Consider the following 22,520-nt stretch of genomic DNA (forward strand, 5'->3'; position numbering starts at 1 on the left):
ATCATGGAGGGCGTGAGGGAAGGGGAACTTCGGGAAAGGCTCCTCAGGCCCATCCTGCGGGAGCTAAAGGATGGAGCCAGGGACCAGGTGGTGGTGGGAGGGCTGGAAAACCTCATCCAGAACCTGGCCAAACCCTTCCCCAGGCTCCAGACCCTCTTCCAGGGGTATGGGGAAAAGACCCCAGAGGAACGAAAGGAGATCCTGACGGAGGCCATCCGCTTCCTTAAAGACGGCCTGACGGCCCCTCCCTCCAGGGCACAGGCGGCCTCTATCCCTTCCCCATACCGCCGCCTTACCCCCCAGGACGCCGCCCACCTCCTGGTTCCCCCCCAGAGCCGGAAGAAGCTTACGGAGCTTTCCCTCCACACGGTGCGGGACCTCCTCCACTACTACCCCCGCCGCTATGAAGACCGCAGGACCCTCCCCGGGGTGCGCTTCCTGGAGGACGGCCAGAAGGCCACCCTCTCCGTGAAGGTTTTGAGCAAGGAGCTGGTGAAAACCCCCAAGAAGGGGATGCAGCTGGTGCAGGTGCGGGCCCAGGACGCCTGGGGATTCCGCGTCACCCTGGTCTGGTTCAACCAGACCTGGGTCCTTTCCCAAATCCAGGAGGGGGAGACGCTCATCGTCACGGGAAGGGTACAGAGGCGAAACGGGGTGCAGCTTTACGTGGAGCATTTTGAGAACGAGGGCACCGAGTCCCTCTCCACGGGCCGGATCGTACCCATCTATCCTGCCAAGGAGGGCATCGGACAAGCCTTTTTGCGCCGCACCGTCCACCGGGCCCTGGAAACGGCCCTCCCCCTCCCCGACCCCCTGGAGCCTTACCGGGAGGAACACCGCCTTCTTCCCTACTCCGAGGCCCTTCGCCAGATCCACTTCCCCGAGGACGAAGAGGCTTTGAAGCAGGCCCTCCTCCGCCTTAAGTTTGACGAGTACGTGCTTTTGGAGCTAAAAGCCCTCTTGGACGCCGGGGGGCTGGTCCTGGGCCGAAGCTTTAAGGTGGAGGAGACCTGGACGGAAACCTTCAAGAAAACCCTTCCCTTTCCCCTGACCCGGGCCCAGGAAAGGGTCATGGCAGAAATCGCCCAGGACATGCAAAGCCCCAGGCAGATGGCCCGCCTCCTCCAGGGGGACGTGGGCTCGGGGAAGACGGTGGTGGCGGCCTTCGCCCTCTACCTGGCGGCCATGAACGGAGCCCAGGGAGCCCTTATGGCCCCCACGGAGATCCTGGCCAAGCAGCACCACCAGAACCTCACCCGCTACCTCTTCCCCCTAGGGGTGCGGGTGGAGCTCCTTCTGGGCTCCATGACCTCCAAGGAAAGGGAAGGGGCTATTGAGAGGCTTCTTTCCGGGGAGGCCCAGGTGGCGGTGGGCACCCACGCCCTCATCCAGGAGGGGGTGGGCTTTCGGGACCTGGGCCTGGCGGTGGTGGACGAGGAGCACCGCTTCGGGGTGCTTCAGCGGCGGGCCCTGCTGAAGCTGGCCAAGGTCCCCCCCGATGTGCTGGTGATGTCCGCCACCCCCATCCCCCGCTCCCTGGCCCTGACCCTTTATGGGGACCTCGAGGTCAGCATCCTGGACGAGATGCCCCCAGGGCGCAAGCCCGTGAAGACCAAGGTCCTCCCCCACCGCCTCCGCCTCCAGGCCTACGCCTTCGCCCGGGAGGAGGTGAGAAAGGGGCACCAGGTCTTCGTGGTGGCCCCGGCCATCGAGGAGTCCGAGGAGCTGGACCTGAAGGCGGCCACCGCCCTCTACGAGGAGCTGAAAGGCCTCCTTCCCGAGGTGCGCATGGCCCTCCTCCACGGCAGGATGCCCGCACGGGAGAAGGACAGCGTCATGGAGGCCTTCCGAAAGGGGGAGTTCGACCTCCTGGTGTCCACCACCGTGGTGGAGGTGGGGGTGGATATCCCAAGGGCCAGCCTCATCATCGTGGAAAACGCCGAGCGCTTCGGCCTGGCCCAACTCCACCAGCTTAGGGGACGGGTGGGGAGAGGAGGGCTGGAAGGCTACGCCATCCTCATCGCCGGGGAAGCCAGCCAGAAGACCCTAAAGCGCCTTAAGGTCCTGGAGGAATCGGGGGACGGCTTCTACATCGCCGAGATGGACCTGAAGCTAAGGGGCCCCGGGGAACTCAGGGGCACCCGGCAGTCCGGCTACCCGGAATTGAAGCTCGGGGATCTCTCTCAGGACACCGAGATCATCGAGCGAGCCCGGGCCCTGGCCAAGCGCATCCTGGAGATGGACCCCGACCTTTCCCTGCCCCAGCACCAGGCCCTTAAGGAGGAACTTCGGGCCCAGGCCGAGCGCATCGGCTTCCGGGAGGTCATCTAGGGAATGGCGGGGCCTGGGCAAATCCTCGCCAAGAGGTGAGGGATGAAGGCCCTGCCCCATCCCCATATCCCCGCCTTCGCCTCCGAGGGGGGAGTCCTTAGGGCCGAAAGCCTCCGAAGCTACCTTCTGGAGCTGCGGGAGGCCTACACCCCTTATGCCCCGGTACCCCCCGTGACCCTTTACGTCCTTTCTGAAAGGGACTGGCGGGCCCTCCTCCCCTACCCCTACGGCCTGGCCTTCCAGCGAAGCGAGGGGGGAAGGCTTTCCCTCTTCGCTCCCCTCACCTACCCCGAAAGGCTCCTCCAACGCTTCCGCGAGGCCCTGCTTCCCCTGGGGCCCCCTCCCCTGGAAATCCCCGCCTTCTTGGACCTGAACCTGGGCCACGAGTACGCCCACGCCCTCCAGGTAGCCTGGCGCCTCAGGACGGGGGTGAGGTGGCTGGACGAGTTCCTCGCCAACTACCTTTTCCTCCTGGGCCTGGCTAAGGCCAGGCCGGACCTGGCGGAGCCCCTCCTGGCCTTTAGCCGCTACCTAAGCCGCTTGGAACCGGAAAGGCGAAGCCTTTCCGCCTACGAGAGGAGGCGGGGGAACCTGCAAAGCGCCCTCTGGTTCCAGGCCCAGTTCACGCTGAAGTCCCAGGAAATCCTGGAAAGGAAAGGGGACGGCCTTCTCTTGGCCTTCCTTCAGGCCGCCCCCCTGGACCGGAAAAAGGGGCACAGGATCCTGCTGGAACTCTTCCCTGAGCTCAGGGCCTGGTTCGCCGCCTTCGGCCTCAAGGACGCACCCTAGGGGCTGCCCTCCCCTCCGCCAGGGCCCTAAGCCACTCCAGGAAGGACACCTCCCCCACCTTCAAGGTGTAGAGCTCCGGCCGGGGCAGGATGCAGTGCTGGCCCCCTGGGGCCAGGTAGAAGGCGTAGTTTTCCGCCTGGGCCGGGGCTAGGACCGCCCTCATGGCCCCTTCGGCCCACTCCCGGGCGGTGGCCTCAGAGGGGGCCCGCTCCCCCTTCATGAGGCCGTAGAAGAAGATCTGGGTGCCGTCCAGGAGGGTGGTGTACTGGGCGATACGGGCCTTAGGGAAGGCTTTGGCCAGGACCAGGTAGATCTCGGCCACCTCTGGGTTTTGGGAAAGGCCAGGAAGCTCAGGCAGGCGCGGGTTCCAAACCCTGAAGCCAGGGAAGTCCGGGGTGCGCACCCCCACCCCGGCGTCCCCGCAGACGGCCACCTGGGCGTTTTTGTAGGTGGCGAGCACCTTGTCCGCCCAGAAGACCGCCCCGTAGGCCCCGGCGGAGCACCCGGTCACGAAGACCCGCTCGGGATTGGTGTGGTTGCGGAAGACGTACTCCAAGGCCGCCAGGGCGTTCCTGGCCCCCTGGTGGTGGACCTTGAAGCCCCCGTAGTCCACCGTGGCCCGGCCCACGTGGAGATCCCCCGTGCAGTAGGGCACAAAGACATGGGTCCAACCGTGGAAGGGGTTGGCCACGCTCAGGCGGTTGTAGATGCCCTGGGCCAAGAGGAGCTCTTGAACATCCACCCGCTTGCGGTAGGTCTGGCTTTGCGGGCCGCAGGTGGCGGCGTCCCAGCAGGCCCCACCCCCCTGGAAGTCGATCACCACCTTCCTGGGGTCCCCCGGGCCCACGTAGAAGCGGTAGGGGGAGCCGTCGGCACACACGCCTCCTGGAACCTCCACCGCCTTCCAGAGGGCCTCGAGGCCCTGGGCCAGGGCCAAACCCAGAAGTAAAAGCAGGGCGAGCAACCGCCGCATTGTTCACCTCCGCCTGCAGTGTATAAGGGATCTTAAACCAGGTCAAGAAAGGGCAGCCCTCCCGGCTGCCCCAGGGGCGAAACCCCCTCTAAGTACCCCGTCGTGGCTTGCGCCACGACGGGGGCCCCAAAGAGACCATAGGCACGCCCCTTCAGCTTTAGCCGATGGGGCAACCTTTGCGTGTGGGTGCTTAGAACACCGCCTTGCGTAGGATATCCGTCACGGAAACGATCCCGATCACCTCGCCCTGGATCACGGGAGCCCGACGGATGCCGGTGTTGGCGAAGAGCCGGGCCACATACTCCACACCCAGGTCGGGGTTTACCGTGATCACCGGCAGCTCTAAGCCCACTCCACCCGGCTCCCCGAGGGATGCTTGCGCACCACGAGCTTGGCGGGAAGCCTTTCCGCCAAAGCCTCCACGTGGGTGACGATGCCCACCAACCGCCCCCGGGTGGGAAGGGCCTCCAGCACCCCCGCCACCACCTCCAGGGTCTCCGGGTCCAGGGTGCCGAAGCCCTCGTCCAAAAACAAAGCCCCAAGCCGCCCCCGGGAAAGCTCCTCGGAGAGGGCCAGGGCTAAGGAGAGGCTAGCCAGGAAGCTTTCCCCCCCGGAAAGGGTCTTAACCGGGCGCACCGCCTCGGTCCAGAGGTCCAGGACCTGGTACTCGTCCTCCTTGGAGCGCAGGCGGTAGCGCCCGGCGGAAAGGGTAGCCATGAGCTCATCCGCCCGCTCCACCAGGTTCCTCTGCCTAAGGCCCAGGAGGTAGGCGGGGAAGTTATTCTGCTGGAGGTCAAAGGCCAGCTTCTCCCAGAGGTCCATCTCCCGCACCACCTCCGCCAGGCGGGCTTCCATCTCCCGGCGGCGCTTTATCCTTTCCCCCATCTCCTTAAGCCGCTCCTCCAAAACGGCCTTTTCTCCCATCCTGGCCTCGAGGCTCCCCTGCACCTCAGAAAGCCTTTCCTCTTCCCGGCGCAAGCGGGCCTCCACTTCCGCAAAAGGGGGAAGGGAACCAGGAAAGCGAGCCCTGGCCTCCCGTTCCACCTCCTCCAGGAGGGCTTCCACCTGGGCAAGCTCCTCCCGGTGGGCCCGGATCCTCTCCGCCAGGGCCTCCCGCTCCTTGGGGGGAAGGTAAAGAACCTTGGCCTCCTCCTCGGGCATCAGGTCCACCACCCGGCCCTTGGCCTCCTCCAAGGCCTTTCGCTGCTCCTCCTCCTGGGCCAAAAGCCCCGCCAGGATCCGGGAGGCCTCCTCCCAGGCCCGGGCGAGATCGCGGTCCTGCTTTTCCTTTTTCTCCAGCTCCTCCACCCTCCGGGAAAGGGCCGCGATGTGCTCCGGCACCGGCCTGCCTCCCGTCCTCTCCCAAAGCAGGCGGTAAAGCCCGGCCGCCAGGGCCTCCTTCTCCCGGCGCAGGGAGGCCAGGGCTTCCCGGGTCTTTTCCCAGGCGATTTCCGCCTCCTCCTCCAGGCGGGAAAACCCCTGGTGCAAACGCTCCTTCTCCTGGGAAAGCCGCTTCACCTCCTCCTCGAGGGCCCTGGCCTCTCCCTGTTTCTCCCGGTACTTTTCCCTAAGCTCCTGAAGCCTCGCCTGCGCCTCCTGCAGCTTCCCCTCCAGCTCCTTGGGATCCCCAGGGATGGGCTCCACACCCAGGGTCTCCAGGGCCTCACGTTTGGCCCTTTCCTCCTCCGCCACGGCCCCAAGCCGGGTCAGGACCTCCCGCAAGGCCTTCTCCGCCTCCTCCCGCCTTTCCCTAAGGGCGATAGCCCCGTGTCCCTCCAACGCCAGGGGGAGGCCGTGGACCACGCTGCCGCAAAGGGGGCAGGGCTCCCCCGGGCGCAAAAGGTCGCGATAGGCCAGGAGCCCAAGCCGCCGCTCCTCCCGGGCCAGGTGGGCGAGTTCCGACTCTAGGCGCTCCTTTTCCGCCTGCAAAAGCCCCCGTTGCCTCCCGATCTCCTCCAGCTCCTGCTGAAGCCGGTGGGCTTCCGCACCCTTAAGCGCCCTCTCCAGGGCCTCCACCTGGGCTCGGGCCCGCCCTCCCTCCTCCACCAAGGCCGCCAGGGCCTCCCTAACCCGCTTCAGGGCTTCTTCCTTTTCCCTTAACCGCCCCTGCACCTCCACCGTACGGGATAGCTCTCGCTCCTTCTCCGCCAAATAGGCCTCCTCCTGGAGGAGGGATTCCAAGGCCTCCGCGTAGGCCTCGGGAGCCAGGCCCAGCCTGGGAGCCAGGTGCTCCTTCACTCCCACCCGCCGCCAAAGGGCCTCGAGGGCCCTTAGCCCCTCCGCCTGCAGAAGGGCCCTCTGCGCTTCCTTCAGGGCCTCGGGGTCAAAGGCCAGGGCCCGGCGGTCCCCTTCCAGCTGGACAAGCCGGGCGCGCACCCTTTGGAGCTCCCTCTCCGTGGCCGCCAGGGCTTCCTCCTTCCTTCTCAAGTCCTGCCACAGAGGCAGGGCAACCTCCGCCTCCAAGGCCTTCTTGAGCCTTTCCTCCACCTCCGCCATGCGGGAAGCCTCGGCCTCCAGGCGGCCCAGACGGCCTTCCAGCTCTCCCTTGCGAAGGAGAAGCGCCTGAAGGCCCTTGAGCTCCGCAATCCCCTCCTCCAGGCGCTTTTTCTCTCCCTGAAGGCGGGCGATCTCCCGGGTCAGGCCCGCCAGGGCCCTTTCCAACTCCTCCTTGGCCTCGAGGGTCACCCCGAGAAGCCCCGCAAGTTCCCCCTCCAGCCGGCCCTTCTCCTCCAGGAGGGCCGCCCTGCGGGAAGCCGCCTTTTCCCGGGCCCTTTCCAGCCGGGTAAGCTCAAAGAGGTCCAGGAGAATCCTGCGCCTCTCCTTGGCCTCTCCCTTAAGGAAGCGGTCAAACTCCCCCTGGGGAAGGAGGAGGGCCCGGGTGAAGGCCTCGTAGGTGAGGCCCAAAAGCTCCTCCAAGGCCCGGTTCAAGGCGTCCAGGGTCTCCAAGGGTAGAAGCCGCTCTCCCACCGGGCTTAGCTCAAAAAGCCGCCCCTCGCTCCGCTTCCCCCGCACCCGCTCCACCCTGTAGACCCTTCCCCCCACCTGGAAGGTGAGGCGCACCCGGGCCTCGCTGGCCCCCGGGTGGACCAGGCTGGCCACATTCCGCCCCACCCGGGGCACCACCCCATAGAGGGCAAAGGCCATGGCGTCCAGGAGGGTGCTCTTCCCACTGCCCGTGGGCCCGGTGATGGCGAAAAGCTCCACATCGGAGAAGTCCACCCCCTGCCGCTCCCGGTAGGGGCCAAACCCCTCAAGCTCCAGGCGCAAGGGCCTCAAGCTCCACCTCCTTAAGCACCTGGTTAAACCGCTCCAGAAGCCCTTCCTCCTCCCGCCCCCGTTCCTTCAGGTAGCGTTCGTAGGCCTCCACCAGACCCAGCTCTGGGGCCAAGGTCCCATTCCCCCCGTCCTCAGGCCCTCCCGTGGTTTCCACCGCCAGGAGATGGGGGAGCCCCTGGAAGAGCCTCTCCTTCACCGCCGGGGAAAGCCGGCCCTCCACCACCACCCTGAGGTACCCGGGAAAGTGCTCCAGCTCGGAAAGCCTGCCGTCCAGCTCCTCGGGCTTCAGGCGGAGGGTTTTAAGGGGCTTGCCCCAGCGCTCCCTTATGGGGTGGACCCGGACGGGCCCCCTCTCCGGCACCTCCACCAGCAAGGCTCCCCGCTCCGCCTCCTCTCCCTCACCGAAGTCCAGCTGGATGAGGCTTCCCGCATACCAGGCCACGGGGGCCTCGGATACCTGCTGCTGGCGGTGGATGTGGCCCAAGGCCACGTAGCGGGCCCCCAGGGGCAGGGTGGAAGGGGGTACGGCGTAGCTTCCCGTGAGGTGGAAGACGAACTCCCCCGCCCCGGGACGGACCCCCTCCAGGGCAAAGTGCCCCAGCATAAGGGGGCTTTCCAGGTTGGCGAGGATCCGCCGCATGGCCTCCGCGTAGGTGCGGTGGCGCTCCTCGGCCTCCTGCAGAACCTTTTTCACCAGGATGCGCTCGGATACAAAGGGGAGAAGGGCCGCCCTGAGCCCTCCCACCTCCACCACCCCCCCCTCCTCCCGGAAAAGGGGCCTTCCCCGCACCGCCGCCCCCGCCAGGGCGAAGAGGGGGGCAAGGGCCTCGAGGCGCTCCTTGGGGTCGTGGTTGCCGGCGATGACCAAGGCGGGAACCCCAAGCTCCCTAAGGCGCAGGAAAAACTCCACCGCCATGGCCTCGGCCTCGGCGGAAACCTGGGGGCGGTCAAAGAGGTCCCCGGAAACCACCACCAGGTCTACCCCCTCCTTGGCCACCATCTCCAGGAGGGTTTTCAACGCTTCCCCGATCTCGGGGGTGCGGTCCACGCCCTTTAATACCTTGCCCAGATGCCAGTCCGCGGTGTGCAATAAGCGCACGGCTCCCATTATGCCAGCCGCCAGCTCCCCACCTAGTGGGGATGGCCATGGCCCTCAGGAGGCCTGCCCCTTCCCCCCCGGAAGAACCAGGCCGCCATCAGGGTGGTGAGGGGTACCGCCAATAAAAGCCCCAAGGAGCCCAGCACCATGGAGGCGATCTCGGCGGCAAAGGGCTCGGTGTTGAGGAGGAAGCGCAAGGGGGTGGGGTCCTTGGTGAGGAGGAGGAAAAGGGGCAAGGAGCCCGCGGCGTAGGCCAGGACCAGGGTGTTCACCAGGCTGCCGATGTGGTCGTAGCCCACCTCCATCCCCCGGCGGTAGAGCTCCCCAAGGCCAAAGCGGGGGTTGGCGTGGGCCAGGGCCTGGACCACCGCCGCCTGGGTCACGCTCACATCGGTCAAGGCCCCCAGGGTGCCCACCACCACCCCCGCCAGAAAGAGGGAGAGGAGGTCCACACCCCCCCACTGCCGGAGGAGCAGGGCCTCCTCCGAGGCCAGGCCCGTAAACCCCATGCCCCGGGTGAAGAAGAGCGCCAGGAACAGGACGAAGGCCACCGAGGCCAGGGTGCCCAAGAGGGCCGCGGTGGTCTTGCGGTTTACCCCGTGGACCAGGTAGACGGTGAGAAGAAGCACCCCCACGCTTCCCAAGAAGGCGAAGAGAAGGGGATTCCCCCCCGCGGCCACCCGGGGAACCACGAAGTAGACCACCACCAGAAGGCTCAGGAAGGTGCCCAAAAGGCCCCTTACCCCCTTGCCCCGGCCCAGGAGGGCGGCTGATAGGGCGAAAAGGCCCAGAAGGCCTAGGAGCCAGGGGATGCGGTCGGGCTCGGTGACATAGGTCCTGCCGCCCTCTTGGTAGAGGACCACCCGTTGGCCCACGCGGTACCGGCCCCCGTCCACGGGCAGAAGGGCCTCCAGCCTCCTATCCCCCACCTCCACCAAGGCCACACCCCGGTTGGCCTCGAGGGCCAGGATCCTTCCCACCAGGTACCTCCCCTCCCCCTGGGCCAGAGCGGGGAGGAGAAGGAGGCCGAACCATATCCAAAGGCGCATATGGCTACTCTACACATCCCGGATGAAAACTTCTTCTCAAGTTGCTATCCTGGGGGCATGGAGCGCTCCACAAGGCAACGGCGGGCCATCCGGGAGGCCTTTTTGGAGGCGGGCCGCCCCCTTTCCCCCCAGGAGGTCCTGGAACTCGCCCGGAAGAAGGTGCCCTCCCTGGGCCTGGCCACCGTGTACCGCACCCTGAAGGGCCTGGTGGAGGAAGGCTTTCTCACCCCGGTGGCCCTTCCCGGCGAACCCTCCCGCTACGAGCCCGCGGGCCGGGAGCATCACCACCACTTCCTCTGCCGCCTCTGCGGCAGGGTCTTTGAGCTTTCCGGTTGCGACCTGGCCCTGGAAGGCCACCTCCCCCCCGGCTTCCAGGCCGAGGGGCACGAGGTCACGGTCTTCGGCCGCTGCCCGGAATGCGCCTAGGGAGGGCGTCCCCAAACCCCAACCCCCCGTGGGGCAGGACCCTCCCCCCACGGGACCCATCCCCAGGAGCACCGCCCTCAGGCCGGATAAGTACCCCGCCGTGGCCTGCGCCACCCCGGGGACTCCAGCCAGAAAGTCCTTGGGCATCGCCCTCCTCCCCCGCCTATCGCGGCAACCTCCGTGCATCGGCACTCGGTTCTTGCGAACCCCCACCGAAGGCCTACCGCTCCCAGGCGGGGTACAGATGCCAAGGTGCGCTCCAGCGGACCTCCTCGAGGGCCCCGTCAAAGCGCACGATGGCCGCCAGCCGGGCCCGGGAGTAGACCCGGTAAGGCTCCTTGGGGATGAAGGCGGTCACGATGTCCACGTGCCTCGGTGTGGCGTACTCCAGGACCACGTGCAGGGGGAGCTTCAACCGGGGAGGAAAGACCATGTAGCCCAGGACCAACATCCGTTGGTCCTCAGGGTAGATGGCCAGCTCCCGACCCCACTCCAGCGCCCTGAGGACATCCAACTCGGTAAAGCCCTCCTGAAGCATGTGCTTGGCCACGTGGGGCCCCAGGCGGTAGCGGCCTTCCCGGAGGTGGGGGAGAAGGTCGGCTAACCTACGCAGCTTCCTCACGCATACCCACCCCCCTTTGCCCCAGTCTAGGACCAAGGGCAGGGAGAAGTGTGGGCTTTAGCGGTAAGGACCCAGGGCCCCAGGGTCCCGCACCGCCAGGAAGGCCCCGTACACCCGGCCCGCCCCCGCCCTAAGGAGGGCTTCCTTGGCCCTCAAGAAGGTGGCCCCGCTGGTGAGCACATCGTCCACGAGAAGCCAGCCTCCCTCCACCCGCAGCACGGGAGCAAAAAGGTCCTGGGGCAGGTGCCGCCGGGCCCGGCCCCGGCTGGGCTGGCTCGGCGTGTAGCGCTCTCGGCGCAGGACCCTGAGGTAAGGAACCCCCAGGCGGGCCGCCACGGCCCGGCCCAAAAGCTCAGGGGGATTGTAGCCCCTAACCGCCAACCGGGGAAGCAGGGTGGGGACGGCGGTAACCCCGGCAAGCCGCCAACCCTGAGCTGAGACCGCCTCCGCCAAGGGCTCGGCCAGAAGGGGGGCAAGGCCGAACCGCTTGCCGTACTTCAAAGCCCGTACCACTCCCCCCACCCGGCCGTAAAGGCCCAGGTACACCATCTCCCCGGCGGCAAAGGCCCTTAGGCCTTGGCGGCACCCCCGGCAGAGAAGGGGTGCGTCCAACCGATTCCCACACCCGGGACAGGTGTGCCCCAATAGGCCCTCAAGCAATCCCCAAAGCATCCCGTAAGGCCTCGGCAAACGGGGGATAGAGGACCCCCTTCTCCGTGATGATGCCCGTCAGGTAACGGTGGGGGGTGAGGTCAAAGGCGGGGTGGTAGGCGGCTACCCCCATGGGGGCGATGCGCACCCCCCTTAGCTCCAAGACCTCCTCGGGGGAACGTTCCTCTATGGGGATCCCTTGCCCGCTTTCCAGGCTTGGGTCCACGGAGGAAAGGGGTAGGGCGGCATAGAAGGGAATCCCGTGGTGGTGGGCGAGAACCGCCAGGGTATAGGTGCCGATCTTGTTGGCAAAGTCCCCGTTTAAGGCCATGCGGTCCACCCCCACGATGACCGCATCCACCCGGCCCTGGGCCATGAGGAAGCCCGCCATGTTGTCGGTGATGAGGGTGGCGGGAACCCCCGCCTTCTTTAGCTCGTAGGCGGTGAGGCGGGCCCCCTGCAGGTAGGGCCTGGTCTCGTCCACCCAGACGTGGGCCACCCGCCCCTGGCGGTGGGCCTCCACGATGGCCCCCAAGGCGGTGCCGTACCCCCCGGTGGCCAGGGGGCCGGTGTTGCAGTGGGTGAGGACCTGGCCCCTTAGCACCTTGGCCCCATGGAGGCTGATGGCCCTTTCCGTGGCCTCCACCTCCCGCCAAAGGGCCCAGGCCTCCTCCAGGCTCCCCTCCAGGTTCCCCCAGTGGGCCCGCATGCGGTCCAGGGCATGGAAGAGGTTCACCGCCGTGGGCCGGCTCTGCCTTAGAAGGCGGTCCGACTCCTCAGGGTCCTCCCCGCTCAGATGGGCCAGCACCATGCCATAGGCAGCGGAGACCCCAATGGCCGGGGCCCCCCGCACCACCATGGCCCTTATGGCCTCGGCCATCTCCCTTGCGGTGCGCACCGGCACCCAAACTTCCTCCAAAGGGAGCTTTCTCTGGTCCAGGAGCCAGAACACTCCCTCCTTTTCGTCAAAGCGGAAGGGCAGGACGCGCTCCACGGCCACAAGCTTACCGGAGGCGGAGGACCTTGTCGTCATTGGGGCGCACCAGGCCGCGCCCGTCCCGGTTGGAGGTGGTGACCCAAAGGGCCCCGTCCGGGCCCAGCTGCACCTCCCTCAGGCGGCCATAGCCCGAAAGGGCGGTTTCCACCCGCACCACCCGCCAGCGGCCCTTTCCCCCCTCGAGGACCAGGCGCAAAAGAGCCTCGCCCCTCAGGCCCGCCACATAAAGCGCCCCCCGCCAAAAGGCCAGGTTTCCCGGGGGGAAGCCCTGGGGCCAGAGGTAGAGGGGGTCTTGGTAGCGGGGGTCGTTCCCCCGGCCCACCACCCTGGGCCAGCCGTAGTTCCCCCCAGGCAGGATGAGGTTCACCTCGTCGTGGCCGAAGCCCTGCTCCCCGCTCGGCCCGTGCTCGCTGGAAAATAGCTCCCCCGTTTCCGGGTGCCAAGCCAGGCCCTGGGGGTTGCGGTGGCCGTAGCTGTAGATCTCGGGCCGGGCGCCGGACCGCCCCAGGAAGGGGTTCCCGGGGGCTGGGGCCCCTTCGGGGGTGATCCGGAGGATCTTCCCCCCTAAGGAGGCGAGGTCTTGGGCCAGCTCCCGCTCGTACACCTCCCCCGTGGTCACGTAGAGCATGCCGTCGGGGCCGAAGGCGATGCGCCCCCCGGAGTGCAGGCCGTGGGCGCGGGCGGGGATGCCGTCCAGGACCACCCGGTCCAGAACGCCCCTTTCCCCCTGGTGCCTTAGGCGCACCACCTGGTTCCGGAGGCCCCCTTCCTCCACGGTGCGGTAGGCGTAGAGGTAGGGCTCCTGGGGGAAGCGGGGATGGAGGGCAATGCCCAGAAGCCCCGACTCCCCCCGGGCGTAGACGGAAAGCTCCGCATAAAGGGAAGCCCTTCCCCCCCGCACCAGGCGGATGCGCCCAGGCCGCTCGGAAACCAAAAAGCCGCCATCGGGCAGGAAGGCCAGGGCCCAGGGCACCTCGAGGCCCCCCACCACCTCCTCCGCCCTAAGGCCCTGCCCCTGGGCAAGCCCCAAGCCCAAGAGCCCCGCCAGCACCCGCCTCCGCGTGAGCATCCTTTCCCCCTTGCCCCCCAGGCTACCCCAGCTCCAGGCTTCTTCCCGGAATGGAAAGCACATTCGGGCCCCTGGCGGGGCCCGAGGGTGCCCAAGCGGCGTTAGGCCCTGGGGTCCAGGATCACCTTCACCCCCTGGCCGGAGGCAAGGAGGGCGAAAGCCTCCTGGTAGCGGCTCATGGGGAAGCGGTGGGTAATGAGGGGCCTCAGGTCCACCCGGCCCGAGTAGACCAGGGCGGTGCCCTGCATCCAGGTCTGCCAAAGCCTCCGGCCCGCGATGCCGTAGGCGGTGATCCCCCGCATGACCAGCTCCCCCGCCAGGTCAAAGCGAATGGGGTCCGAGGGAATGCCCAAAATCCTCGCCTCCCCCCCAGGGATGAGGGCCTGAAGGCCCTGGTGGATGGCCGTCTCGTTACCGGAAAACTCCAAAAGCACCTCTACCCCGCTCCCCGTGACCTCCCGCACCACCGCGAGCACGTCCTCCTCCCGGGGGTTGATGAGCCGGTCGGCGTAGGGTTTGGCGAAGGCCAGGCGGTAGGGGTTGGGGTCGGAGATGAGGATGGGGCCCGCGCCGCTGGCCCGGGCCACCATGGCCGCCATGAGGCCGATGGGCCCGGCCCCGGTGATGAGGACGCTTTTGCCGGAGACCCCGCTCCCCGCGTACACCGTGTGTACTGCGTTGCCGAAGGGCTCCAGGATGGCCCCCACCTCGAAGGGCAGGTCCACCGGGTTCACCCAAGCGTTCTCCGCGGGCACCACCACGTACTCGGCGAAGCCCCCGTCCCGGTCCACCCCCAGGATCTGGGTGTTCAGGCACACGTGGTAGTTGCCCGTGCGGCAGGCGGGGCAAGTGTGGCAGACGATGTGGCTCTCCAGGCTCACGTGGTCCCCCACCTGGGGCCTTTTGACCCCAGGCCCCACAGCCTCCACCACCCCGCTGAACTCGTGGCCGGTGATGAGGGGGGGGCGGATCCGCCCCTGGGCCCAGGTATCCCACTTCCAGATGTGCAGGTCGGTGCCGCAGATGCTCACCGCCTCCACCCGCACCAGGATCTCCCCCGGGCCCGGCTCGGGCACGGGGCGTTCCACCAGGGTCAGGCCCTCTTCCGGGGCCAGCTTGGCCAGCGCGCGCATACCTGGGCCATGCTACCACCGGTAAAGGGCGCCCACGCTGAAGCGGGTGGTGTCGGCGGCCTCGAGGCTGAAGCTCAAGCCCAAAGCCGGGGTGAGGTCGTACCCCAGGGTGAAGGTGAAGCGGGCAAGCCTGCCATCCCCTGGCAGGAAGGTGGAGCCCAGGGAAAAGGTCAGGCCATCCCGGCGGTACTGGGCGCTGAGGGTCTGCTCCCCTCTTAGGTCCAGCTCATAGCCCAAGAAGAGCTCAGGGCTCAGGTACTTGCCCACGGAAAAACGGGTTTCCTGCAGGTCCCCTCCCTGGAGCACGGGAAGCTGCACCTGGAATCGATCCAAACCCAGGGAACGGGCCAACTCCCTCTCCAGCTGGCCCAGCACCAGGTTCTCCAAAGCGGCCCCCAGGGCCGCCTGGGGCAAGGTTTCCGCTAGCCGGGTAACATCGGGGGTACCCAGGGTGAGGAGGGCGTAGATCTCGGGTTCGGTGAGGGGTGGGTCCGAGGTGAAGTGGGGCTCGAGGCGCACCTTAACCCGGCCGTTTTCCCGCAAAAACTCCCCCGCGGCCTCCAGGAAAACCTTGTGGCCCCGGGTTTCCGCCTGGGCCTTGAGTTGGAACTGAGGCAGGATGCCCCGGTCCGGGGAAAAGCGCAGGAAGCTCCCCGCGGGATCCAGGGCGAAGAGGGAATCCCACAGGCGGAAGTTACCCCATAAGGCCTCCACCTGTCCGGACAGGTAGGGGTCGGCGTAGCTCCCTCCCAGGAACACCTCCCCCTTAAGCTCCCCCTGGGCCAGGCTTTCCTGCACCAAAACCCCCCTTTCCGCATACACCCGCACCCCCTCGAAAACCAGGGGCACCGGGGCAGGCTTCTCCCCCGGGGCCTGCAAGGCCACCCCCTCCCGGGAAAGCTGCCGCGTCTGGGCCTCCGGCAGGGCCAGCCTTGCCCTCAGGACCTCGGCGTTGCCCGTGAGGTGGTAGGTGCCCTTGTCCTCGTAGAGGAAGAAGCTCTTCACGTCCAGAAGACCCTCTTGGAGGTAGTACTGGGGGTAGTAAAGGGGAAGCCGGCCGTAGCCGGCAAGGCGCAAGGGGAAGAGGGTTCCTTGGGCCTGGGCCTCCCCCAGGTGGATCTCCACCCCGTAACCGGGGTAGCGGAAGGCCACCTCCGCCGGGGTAGCCTCCTTGAGGCCGGGAAGGGAAACCTCCCCCTTGGCGGTGACCCGGAAGTCCTCCAGCTGGCCCTCGAGGCCCAGCCGGGCCCGTCCCGGGAAGGGGGCGGAAAGGAGGAGCTCCCCCTCCGCCTTGGCCCCCCCGTTCAGGGAGAGGAGGCCCTGGGGCAGGTACCCCGCCACCGGCCCCAAGCGGAAGCGGAAGTCCTTGAACTCCACTTGGAAGCCCTCCCCCCTAAGCCTCAGGAGGAGGCTCCCCGAACCCTCGGGCCGGTAGGGCTTCAAGGGAGGCACCACCTGGAGCACCGGGGTGAAGACCGTGTCCTTGAGGCTCAGGTAAAGGTCGCTGCCCTCCGGGCTCCAGTACCCTCCGCCCTCCCAGCTTCCCCGGCCCACAAGGCGGAGCCGGTCCACCAGGATCCGGCCTCCCTCCAGGCGGAAGACCGCCTGGCCCTTAAGCTCATCCCCCCCCCCCACGAAGCGCAGGGCCTCCCCCACCAGCACCCCCTCCCCCCGCAAGGGCTGGGAAAGGGGAAGCCTTAGGCGCACCGCCCCCGTCCAGTAGGCCTCCCCTTCCAAGGGCCCCGCCACCGCCATGAGGAGGAGATGGAGGGGAAAACCCCGGAGGGAGGCGGAAAGGTCCAGGCGATCCCCCCCCAGGTCCACCCGAAAGGGGCTTTGCCCAAACCGCCCCTCCCCTCGGACCAGCCCTGGCCCCACGGTGCCAGCAAAGAGGAAGGGCACCTGGACCCCGGCCACCTCCGCCTTCCCCTCCAGCTGGGCTTTGGCCTGCCCCCCCTTCAGGGCCAGCTCCCCGGAGACCTCCCCCTTCAGATAGGGGGCATAACGGCCCAAGAAGTCCTCCAAGCTGGCCCGCTCCAAGCGAAGCCCACCCTCCAGGGGAAGAAGCCTTCCCTCGGCAAGGATACGGCCCACCGCTCCCTCCAGAACGCCCTCCACCCGGTACCCCTCCCCAAAGACCCGGCCCCGAAAGCGGCTTTCCAGGGGAGGAAGGGGAAGGTCCACCCGGAGTTCCCCGGCGGGAGGATAGGAGAGGCTACCGGAAAGGTAGGGGCCCTGGGCCTCCAGGTGGGCCTGGGGTAGCTTCCCGGAAAGCTCCACCACCTGCTCCCCTGCCCGATAGAGAAGCCGGTAGGTTCCCAAAAGGTCCACCTCCCCCTCCAGCCTCCCCGCTCCCGCCACCCACCAGGGGAAGGCGGGGTGCGCCCCCGATAGGCGCACCCGGTCCCCCTCGCCCTGGAAGCGCACCGTCACCCCCAAGAGGTCCAGGGTCAGGGTCCCCTCCACCTTCGCCCCGGCGTAGCGCAGGGCGCCCTCCCCTTGGGGGCTGGTCAGGGTCAAGGCAAGCTCCTTGAGGTCCAGGCTTCCCTCCAGGGGCAGGCCTAGGCCAGGTACCTGGTAACCCAGCTGGAGGCTTTCCCCTTCACCCCGTAGGGCAAGCCCCCCGGGAAGCAAGGCCTTAAGGATCCTTCCCTCCCCTTCCGCCTGGCGGGCCGCCAGGTCCAGGCGCACCTCCCCCACCTGAAGAAGGGGCCAGGCCAGACGCACCCTCTCCCCCAAGACCTCTCCGGAAAGCTCGGGAAAGCCCCTTCCGGAAAGCTGCAGGCTTCCCTCCTTAAAGGCCACCCTCCCCCGCCAGGTTTCCTTCCAGGCCACCTCCCCCTCGAGGTCCCCGCGGAAGGCTAGGGAAAGCCCTTCCTCCCCGTAACGCCCCCGGGCCTGGGCCTGGCGGCCAAAGGCCTGGAGGAAAAGGTCCAGCCCCACCTCCCGCCAGGGGCCTGCTACCTTACCCGAAAGGCTCAGGGGACCGTAGGCAAATCCCTGAAGCACCAGATCCAGTCCCTCAGAGCCCAGCCTCCCCGACACCCCCTTTCCGGAAACCTCCACCTGGAATCCGGGAAGGCCCACCAAGGCAAGCTCCACCTCCCCGGAGCGGTACCGGCCCTGAAGCCACTCCCCGGGATACACCCCTTCGGCCCGAAGCTCCCCCAAGCCCTGGGGCAGGGGCCCGGCGTAGCGGTAGGCCAGGCGGAAGGGAGCGAGGTCCAACCGCCCCGAGAGGGGAAGCCCCTCCCCCACTAGGTCCAGGCCCAGCCCCGCTCCCCGGGCCAGGACCCCCCCATACGGGCTGGAAAGCCTACCCTCCCCCGTGACCCTTCCCCGGTACCCCTCTTCCGCCAGGTAACGGTACTGGCCCTGGAAGGCCACATCCTGGTACGCCAGGCTTCCTGAAACCCAGACCTCGAGGCCCGGGCACCTCCCCAAGGGCCCCGGCAGGCAGAACCCTCCCTCCAAACGCCCCTGCCAGGCCCCCTCCCCCTGGAGCTGGAAGAGACCCGCCCCGAGGTCCACCCTTCCGGCGAGCCCCCCCTGAGGCAAGGGGTAGCGGAGGGTGAGGAGGCCGGAAAGCCCCTTCCGGTAGCGGGCCTCCCCCAGGAGCCTGGGCCCCTGGAAATCCCCCAAAACCTCCCCATCCCGGTACCCCACCGCCACCCTTTCCCCCAATACCTCCCCCGCCAGCTCCGCCCGCAGGGGCCATAGCCACGCCTTTCCGGAAAGCCTTCCCTCGGGGCGCTCCAGGCTTACCCTAAGGGCCTCCTGCCAGGGCCCATCCGCCTGGGCCTTAAGGCGCACGGGGAGGCCAAAGGGGGTAAGGTCCCGGTCCAGCTCTAGAAGAAGGTGCCCCTCCGCTAACCTAAGGCGGTAGCCCTCGGCCTCCCCCGCCAGGAAAAGGGCTTCCACCCCAGGCGGCCCACCCCGGTAGCGGTAGGCGAAGCGGAAGGGCAAGGCTTCCCCCTTCCCCAAGAGGCTTCCCTGGCCCTCCAACTGGCCCAAGGGCTGACCCCGGGGAAGCCCAGACCACCCCGCTTGAAAACTGCCCTGGGCTTCCAGCTGGGCCTGGCCCAGCTCCAGGCGGTATTGGGCCTTTCCGGAAAGGAAGAGGTCCTCCAGGGTCGCTTCCGCCACCACCTCCCCCGGAAGGCCCTTGCCCTCCAGGGTAAGGTGCAAAGGCCCTTCCCCCTCCCCCTTTAGGAGAAGCCCATGCCCCTCCGCCCAAAGCCTTCCCCGGTACCCCTCCGGGCCCCAGGAAAGATCCACCCGAAGGGCCACTCCCTCCACCTCGCCCCCGCCCTGCGCCCAAAGGTGCCAGGCCCCGTCGTACCGGGCCCCCAAGGCCAGGGGCGCCTCCCAGGAGAGCTCCGCCCGGGTTCCTTCCCCCTCGAGGCGCAAGGGGCCCTCCTGCTCCAGGTAGCGGAGGCTCCTAAACCTTCCCTCCCCACGGTAGCGGCTCCCCTCAAAGGACCACGCCATCTCCCCTTCCCCGTAGGGCGAGGCGTGGCGCAGGCTACCCCGCCCCTTGAGGGCCAAGAGGTCCACTTGGCCCAAGAGCTCCGTTTCCCCAAACCCCTCCTGCCGGTAGCGGGCCTCCAAGGCGGCGCCCTCCAACGGGCCCTTCAGCCCAAGCTCCAGGGAGCCGTAGCGGAAGCCCCCCTCCACCACCCCCTGGAGCCCAGGCCCCAGGCGGAGCCTGCCCTCCCCGGCAAGCCCCCCTAGGCCCCAGAGCCTCCCTTCCCGGGGATTCCAGGCCAGGCCCGCATCCCTCTGGGGCAGGAACAGGCGGAGGATCCCTTCCCGGTAGTCCAGGGCCAAGGGCTCCGCTCCGTAGCTCACCCGCACCCAAGCCTCCCCCTCGCCGGAAAGGGTCAGCCTGCCCTCTGCTCTTCCCGAAAGGGGAAGGCCAAAAACCTTGGCCAAGGGAGCCACCTCCTCCAGGGCAAACCGCACCTCCTCCCCCTTTAGCTCCGCCCTCCCCCCCTCCCACCTTAGGGCCAGGAAGGGCCTACCCTGGTATCCCCCCTGGAAGGCGAAGGGCAGGCCGGCAAGGTTCCCCTCCCCTTCCCCTGCCACCCGAAGCCCCTGGCCCTGGAAGCTCCCCGCAATCCTCCCCTCCCTGCCCCAGGCCGTGAAGGGCAAGGCCAGGCTACCCCGGTAGCGAAGCCCCTCCCCCTCGAGGGACAAAGGGCCCTGCAACCGGTAGCGAAGCCCCCCCTCCCCGGTCCACACCCGGCCCGAAAGGGGCAAGGTCCCCAGGTAGGGAAGCCAAGCCTCGCCGGAAAGCCCAAGGTTTAAGGCCTCCCAGGGCCCTCCTCCCTCCACCTGCAGGCGCACCCCCAGCCCATGGGCCTCGTAACTCCCCCACGCCGCCAAGGAAAGCCCTTCCGGGGAGACCTGGCCCTCCCCCCAGAGGTAGGGCCCCAAAAGCTCGGCCCGGGCGGCCAGGAGTCCCTCCCCGCTCAACAGGGCCTCCCCGTAGGGGCTTACCAGCCGTAGCCTCCCTCCCCGGGTACCCCAGGTGCCGCTGACCTTGGCGGCAAGCCCCCAGGGGGAAAGGTCAAAACCCTCTGCCTGGAGCAGGAGGGTTAGACCCCCCTCATACCCCCCCAGGATCCTTAGGCCCGGAGCCTGGCCCTGCAGGCGAAGGTTGGCCCCCTTTCCCTCCAGGCGCACCCCCAATCCGACCCTTTCCGCACGGGCCTGGACCCGATAGGAAAGCCCTGGAAGATCCACTCCCCCCAAAAACCGAAGGCTCCCCAAGAGGGGTACCTCCCCCTGCCCCTCCACGGTCAAGGCCCGCCAGGCCCCCTGGGCCTCGAGGCGGCCGTAGGGGGTAGACAGGCTAAGCCGGCCCCCCTCCAGGGTGCCCTCCGCCTGGAACCTCCCCCTCAGGCCCCGGTAGCTCCAGGGGAGGTCCAGGCGGAAGGGGTACCCCTCGGCGAAGGCCAACCTCCCCACGCCGGGCACCTCTAGGCCTTTCCGGTCCAGGCGGAAGGCCAAGGGGGGCACCTCGAGGCCCTCCGGCAAGGGAGGGGTGAGCCGGCCCGCCACGCTAAGCTCCGGGTACACCTCCCCGCTTCCCCGGGCATACCCCTGAAGATCCGCCAGGAAAAGCCTGCTCCCCTCCCCTTTAAGCACCCCCGCCACCCACGGGCTTTCCACCCGGGCCTGGCCCCAGAACCCCCCGTCCCAGGCCAGGTCGGCCCAAAGGGAGAAGGGCCCCAGGTGGGCTTGTCCCTTCAGGCTTAAGCCCTTTTGGTAGCGCAGGAGAAGATCCTGGGCCTTAAGCCTCAGGCCCGGCTCCGGATCATAGGCCCCGGCAAAGGGGAGCTCCCCCAGTGGGGTCCGAAGCCTCCCCTTGATCTCTGCCCCCAGGCGGCGCAGATCCCCCTCCGCCTGCAGGTAGCGGCCCCTTAGGGCAAGCCTTCCCGAAAGTCCGCCATCCCGGTAAAGGGCCTGCCCGGAAAGGCGGAACTCGTCCAGGGCGCGGATGGGTAGGTCCCGCAGGCGCAGGGCCAAGGCCCCATCCCGGTACTCCCCTTCCCCATAGGGGCTCAGGAAGCGGAAGGCCTGCCCTTCCTGCCGCACCCGCAAGGGGAAGGCCGTGTAGGGAGAGGCGTAGCGCAAGGAGGCCTCCAGCCTCCCCGAGATGAGCCTGCCTCCCCCCTGGAGGCTTCCCACCACCAAGGGCGTGGCGCCCAGCTCCCAGCCCAGGCTGCCCCAGGTGCCCGAAAGGGTCAGGGGGCCAAGCCGCCCCCAGACCCGCTCCCCCTCCCCCGCCACCTGCCCCGAGAGATCCAGAGGCGGAAAGAGGGGCAGGCGCACCCCAGGGCTTTGCACCCGGGCCTGCCAGCGGCTACCCTGGCTTTGGAAGGCCACCTGGGCCCATCCCTCCAGGGGCCTAGGCCAGGCCAGCCGGCCTTGGGCCTCCGTGCGGTTCCCCTCCCCCTTCAGGAAGACCCTGCTTCCCAAAGCGTCCTCGAGGCTTGCCCGGTAGCCCTGCCCCTCCAGGCCAAAGCCCAGCCGGTAGGTGCGGTCCCAAAGCCTTCCCTCCACCTCCGCCTTCAGGGAGAAGACCCGGTCGAAGGCAAGGGTTCCCCGGTGGCGGAAGGGCTCGGAGAGAAACCGCCCCTCCCCCAAAAACCTCCCCTTCACCCGAACCTGGTCCCAGCCCTCCCCCTCAAGCTGCAGTTCCCCATCCCCCTCCACCGGCAGTGAAAGGCGGTAGTGCCGGGCCAGGGCGGGAAGCCGGGGCCGGCCCGTGAGGGAGAAGCGGTAACGCTCCGCCTTCAGATCCACCTCGGCCCTTGCGGAAAGAGGCCCCTCCAGGCCCACCCCCCTTAGCTCCGCCTCCACCCGATCCTCCCTTAGGCGGATGGGCCCCGCCACCTGGGTGAGGGTGAAGCCCACCAGCTCCACCACCCCTCCTTCCACTTGGGCTTCCCCTTCCACGCCGGAGGATAGGAGGCGGAAGACCCCGGAAAGCCTTCCCCCCTTAAGCCCCGGGTAGAAGAAGGAAAGCCCTGCCACCTCGCCCCGATAGCGCACCTCCCAGGCGGAAAGATCCCGGGCCAAAGCATGCGCCTCCCCTTGGAAGCTCCCCCCGGGAAGCCGGGCGATAAAGGTATAGGGGTCTTCCCCGGCCAAGGTGAGTCGCACGGGGGGCAGGAAAAGCCTCCGCCCTTTGGGAAGCTCCACCTGGGTATCCTCCAGGCGGAGCTGCCGGAAGACCACCCGGATGGCGGGGGGCGGCCCAGGCCGTTCCGGGATCAAGGCTTCCCAGGTGGGCTTAAGCCTCGCACCCCTAAGGACCAAGGACACGGGGAGTTCCCTGCGAAGAAGCCCCAGAAGGTCGTAGCCCAGGCGCACCTCCTGGGCCTCGAGGGCCACGCCCTCCCCCCTCAAGGCCACCCCTCTCAGGCGGAGGCCGAAGAGGAGGTGGCCCCGCACCTCCCCCACCTGCCCCTGGAAGCCCGAAAGGGCAAGCCACCGCTCCACGGCAAGCCGCAAAAGGGGCGGCCAAGCCAAAAGGAGAAGGGCCAGGACCAGGCCCAGCAGGAGGAGAAGCGCCCGCCGCATCCCCAACTAGC

General features: G+C 68.1%; 14 protein-coding genes. 3 read left to right on the forward strand and 11 right to left on the reverse strand.

What is annotated here, in order from left to right; all coding sequences use genetic code 11:
• The first annotated feature begins 3 nt into the window (after positions 1-3).
• Positions 4-2,331 (forward strand): ATP-dependent DNA helicase RecG, encoded by a 2,328-nt coding sequence (gene recG / locus L1087_RS01380; RefSeq protein WP_234557284.1) that lies wholly within the window; start codon positions 4-6, stop codon positions 2,329-2,331.
• Positions 2,332-2,373: 42 nt separating this feature from the next.
• Positions 2,374-3,120: a hypothetical protein gene (locus L1087_RS01385; RefSeq protein ID WP_038042869.1), complete on the forward strand. Its 747-nt coding sequence runs from the start codon at positions 2,374-2,376 to the stop codon at positions 3,118-3,120.
• Here the strand turns inward: L1087_RS01385 and L1087_RS01390 are convergent.
• The 5 genes from L1087_RS01390 to L1087_RS01410 all read right to left on the reverse strand — a co-directional run bounded on the left by L1087_RS01390 (position 3,104) and on the right by L1087_RS01410 (position 9,517).
• On the reverse strand, positions 3,104-4,093 hold the full coding sequence (locus tag L1087_RS01390) for a pectinacetylesterase family protein (RefSeq protein ID WP_234557286.1): 990 nt from the start codon (positions 4,091-4,093) through the stop codon (positions 3,104-3,106). The two genes, L1087_RS01385 and L1087_RS01390, sit on opposite strands and share 17 nt — an antisense overlap.
• Positions 4,094-4,283: 190 nt before the next feature.
• Positions 4,284-4,445, reverse strand: coding sequence for a CBS domain-containing protein (locus L1087_RS01395; RefSeq protein ID WP_234557288.1), 162 nt, complete (start codon positions 4,443-4,445; stop codon positions 4,284-4,286).
• Positions 4,436-7,369 carry an AAA family ATPase gene (locus L1087_RS01400; protein WP_234557289.1) on the reverse strand — a complete coding sequence of 978 codons (2,934 nt, stop codon included), beginning with the start codon at positions 7,367-7,369 and terminating at the stop codon, positions 4,436-4,438. The genes L1087_RS01395 and L1087_RS01400 overlap by 10 nt, the downstream gene beginning before the upstream one ends.
• Positions 7,344-8,468: a metallophosphoesterase family protein gene (locus L1087_RS01405; RefSeq protein ID WP_234557290.1), complete on the reverse strand. Its 1,125-nt coding sequence runs from the start codon at positions 8,466-8,468 to the stop codon at positions 7,344-7,346. The genes L1087_RS01400 and L1087_RS01405 overlap by 26 nt, the downstream gene beginning before the upstream one ends.
• Before the next feature lie 32 nt (positions 8,469-8,500).
• Positions 8,501-9,517, reverse strand: coding sequence for a YibE/F family protein (locus L1087_RS01410; RefSeq protein WP_234557291.1), 1,017 nt, complete (start codon positions 9,515-9,517; stop codon positions 8,501-8,503).
• 57 nt (positions 9,518-9,574) lie between these two features.
• Between L1087_RS01410 and L1087_RS01415 the strand changes: the two genes are divergently transcribed.
• On the forward strand, positions 9,575-9,943 hold the full coding sequence (locus tag L1087_RS01415; protein ID WP_038042874.1) for a zinc uptake transcriptional regulator: 369 nt from the start codon (positions 9,575-9,577) through the stop codon (positions 9,941-9,943).
• 220 nt (positions 9,944-10,163) lie between these two features.
• Here L1087_RS01415 and L1087_RS01420 read toward each other — a convergent pair whose 3' ends face one another.
• The 6 genes from L1087_RS01420 to L1087_RS01445 form a co-directional block, all read right to left on the reverse strand.
• Positions 10,164-10,565 (reverse strand): DUF4258 domain-containing protein, encoded by a 402-nt coding sequence (locus L1087_RS01420; RefSeq protein ID WP_038042875.1) that lies wholly within the window; start codon positions 10,563-10,565, stop codon positions 10,164-10,166.
• A gap of 57 nt (positions 10,566-10,622) precedes the next feature.
• Entirely contained in the window at positions 10,623-11,237 is a 615-nt protein-coding gene (locus L1087_RS01425; protein ID WP_234557292.1) for a ComF family protein, read from the reverse strand.
• Positions 11,218-12,210: an S-methyl-5-thioribose-1-phosphate isomerase gene (gene mtnA / locus L1087_RS01430; RefSeq protein ID WP_234557293.1), complete on the reverse strand. Its 993-nt coding sequence runs from the start codon at positions 12,208-12,210 to the stop codon at positions 11,218-11,220. The genes L1087_RS01425 and mtnA overlap by 20 nt, the downstream gene beginning before the upstream one ends.
• Before the next feature lie 10 nt (positions 12,211-12,220).
• Positions 12,221-13,282, reverse strand: a complete 1,062-nt coding sequence (locus L1087_RS01435) for a PQQ-dependent sugar dehydrogenase (protein ID WP_234557295.1) — start codon at positions 13,280-13,282, stop codon at positions 12,221-12,223.
• Between the two features lie 101 nt (positions 13,283-13,383).
• A complete protein-coding gene (gene tdh, locus L1087_RS01440) occupies positions 13,384-14,415 on the reverse strand; it encodes an L-threonine 3-dehydrogenase (RefSeq protein WP_234557296.1) in 1,032 nt (343 codons plus the stop codon).
• Between the two features lie 12 nt (positions 14,416-14,427).
• Entirely contained in the window at positions 14,428-22,509 is an 8,082-nt protein-coding gene (locus L1087_RS01445; RefSeq protein ID WP_234557298.1) for a translocation/assembly module TamB domain-containing protein, read from the reverse strand.
• Between the last annotated feature and the right edge of the window lie 11 nt (positions 22,510-22,520).

Source organism: Thermus tengchongensis (assembly GCF_021462405.1).
GTDB classification, from domain to species: Bacteria; Deinococcota; Deinococci; order Deinococcales; family Thermaceae; genus Thermus; species Thermus tengchongensis.

What these genes read in the sequence shown, in the direction of transcription:
- recG (WP_234557284.1), top strand. Translation starts at nt 4, where the DNA reads ATGGAGGGCGTGAGGGAAGGGGAACTTCGGGAAAGGCTCCTCAGGCCC.
- L1087_RS01385 (WP_038042869.1), top strand. Translation starts at nt 2,374, where the DNA reads ATGAAGGCCCTGCCCCATCCCCATATCCCCGCCTTCGCCTCCGAGGGG.
- L1087_RS01390 (WP_234557286.1), bottom strand. Translation starts at nt 4,093, where the DNA reads ATGCGGCGGTTGCTCGCCCTGCTTTTACTTCTGGGTTTGGCCCTGGCC.
- L1087_RS01410 (WP_234557291.1), bottom strand. Translation starts at nt 9,517, where the DNA reads ATGCGCCTTTGGATATGGTTCGGCCTCCTTCTCCTCCCCGCTCTGGCC.
- L1087_RS01415 (WP_038042874.1), top strand. Translation starts at nt 9,575, where the DNA reads ATGGAGCGCTCCACAAGGCAACGGCGGGCCATCCGGGAGGCCTTTTTG.
- L1087_RS01425 (WP_234557292.1), bottom strand. Translation starts at nt 11,237, where the DNA reads ATGCTTTGGGGATTGCTTGAGGGCCTATTGGGGCACACCTGTCCCGGG.
- L1087_RS01435 (WP_234557295.1), bottom strand. Translation starts at nt 13,282, where the DNA reads ATGCTCACGCGGAGGCGGGTGCTGGCGGGGCTCTTGGGCTTGGGGCTT.
- tdh (WP_234557296.1), bottom strand. Translation starts at nt 14,415, where the DNA reads ATGCGCGCGCTGGCCAAGCTGGCCCCGGAAGAGGGCCTGACCCTGGTG.
- L1087_RS01445 (WP_234557298.1), bottom strand. Translation starts at nt 22,509, where the DNA reads ATGCGGCGGGCGCTTCTCCTCCTGCTGGGCCTGGTCCTGGCCCTTCTC.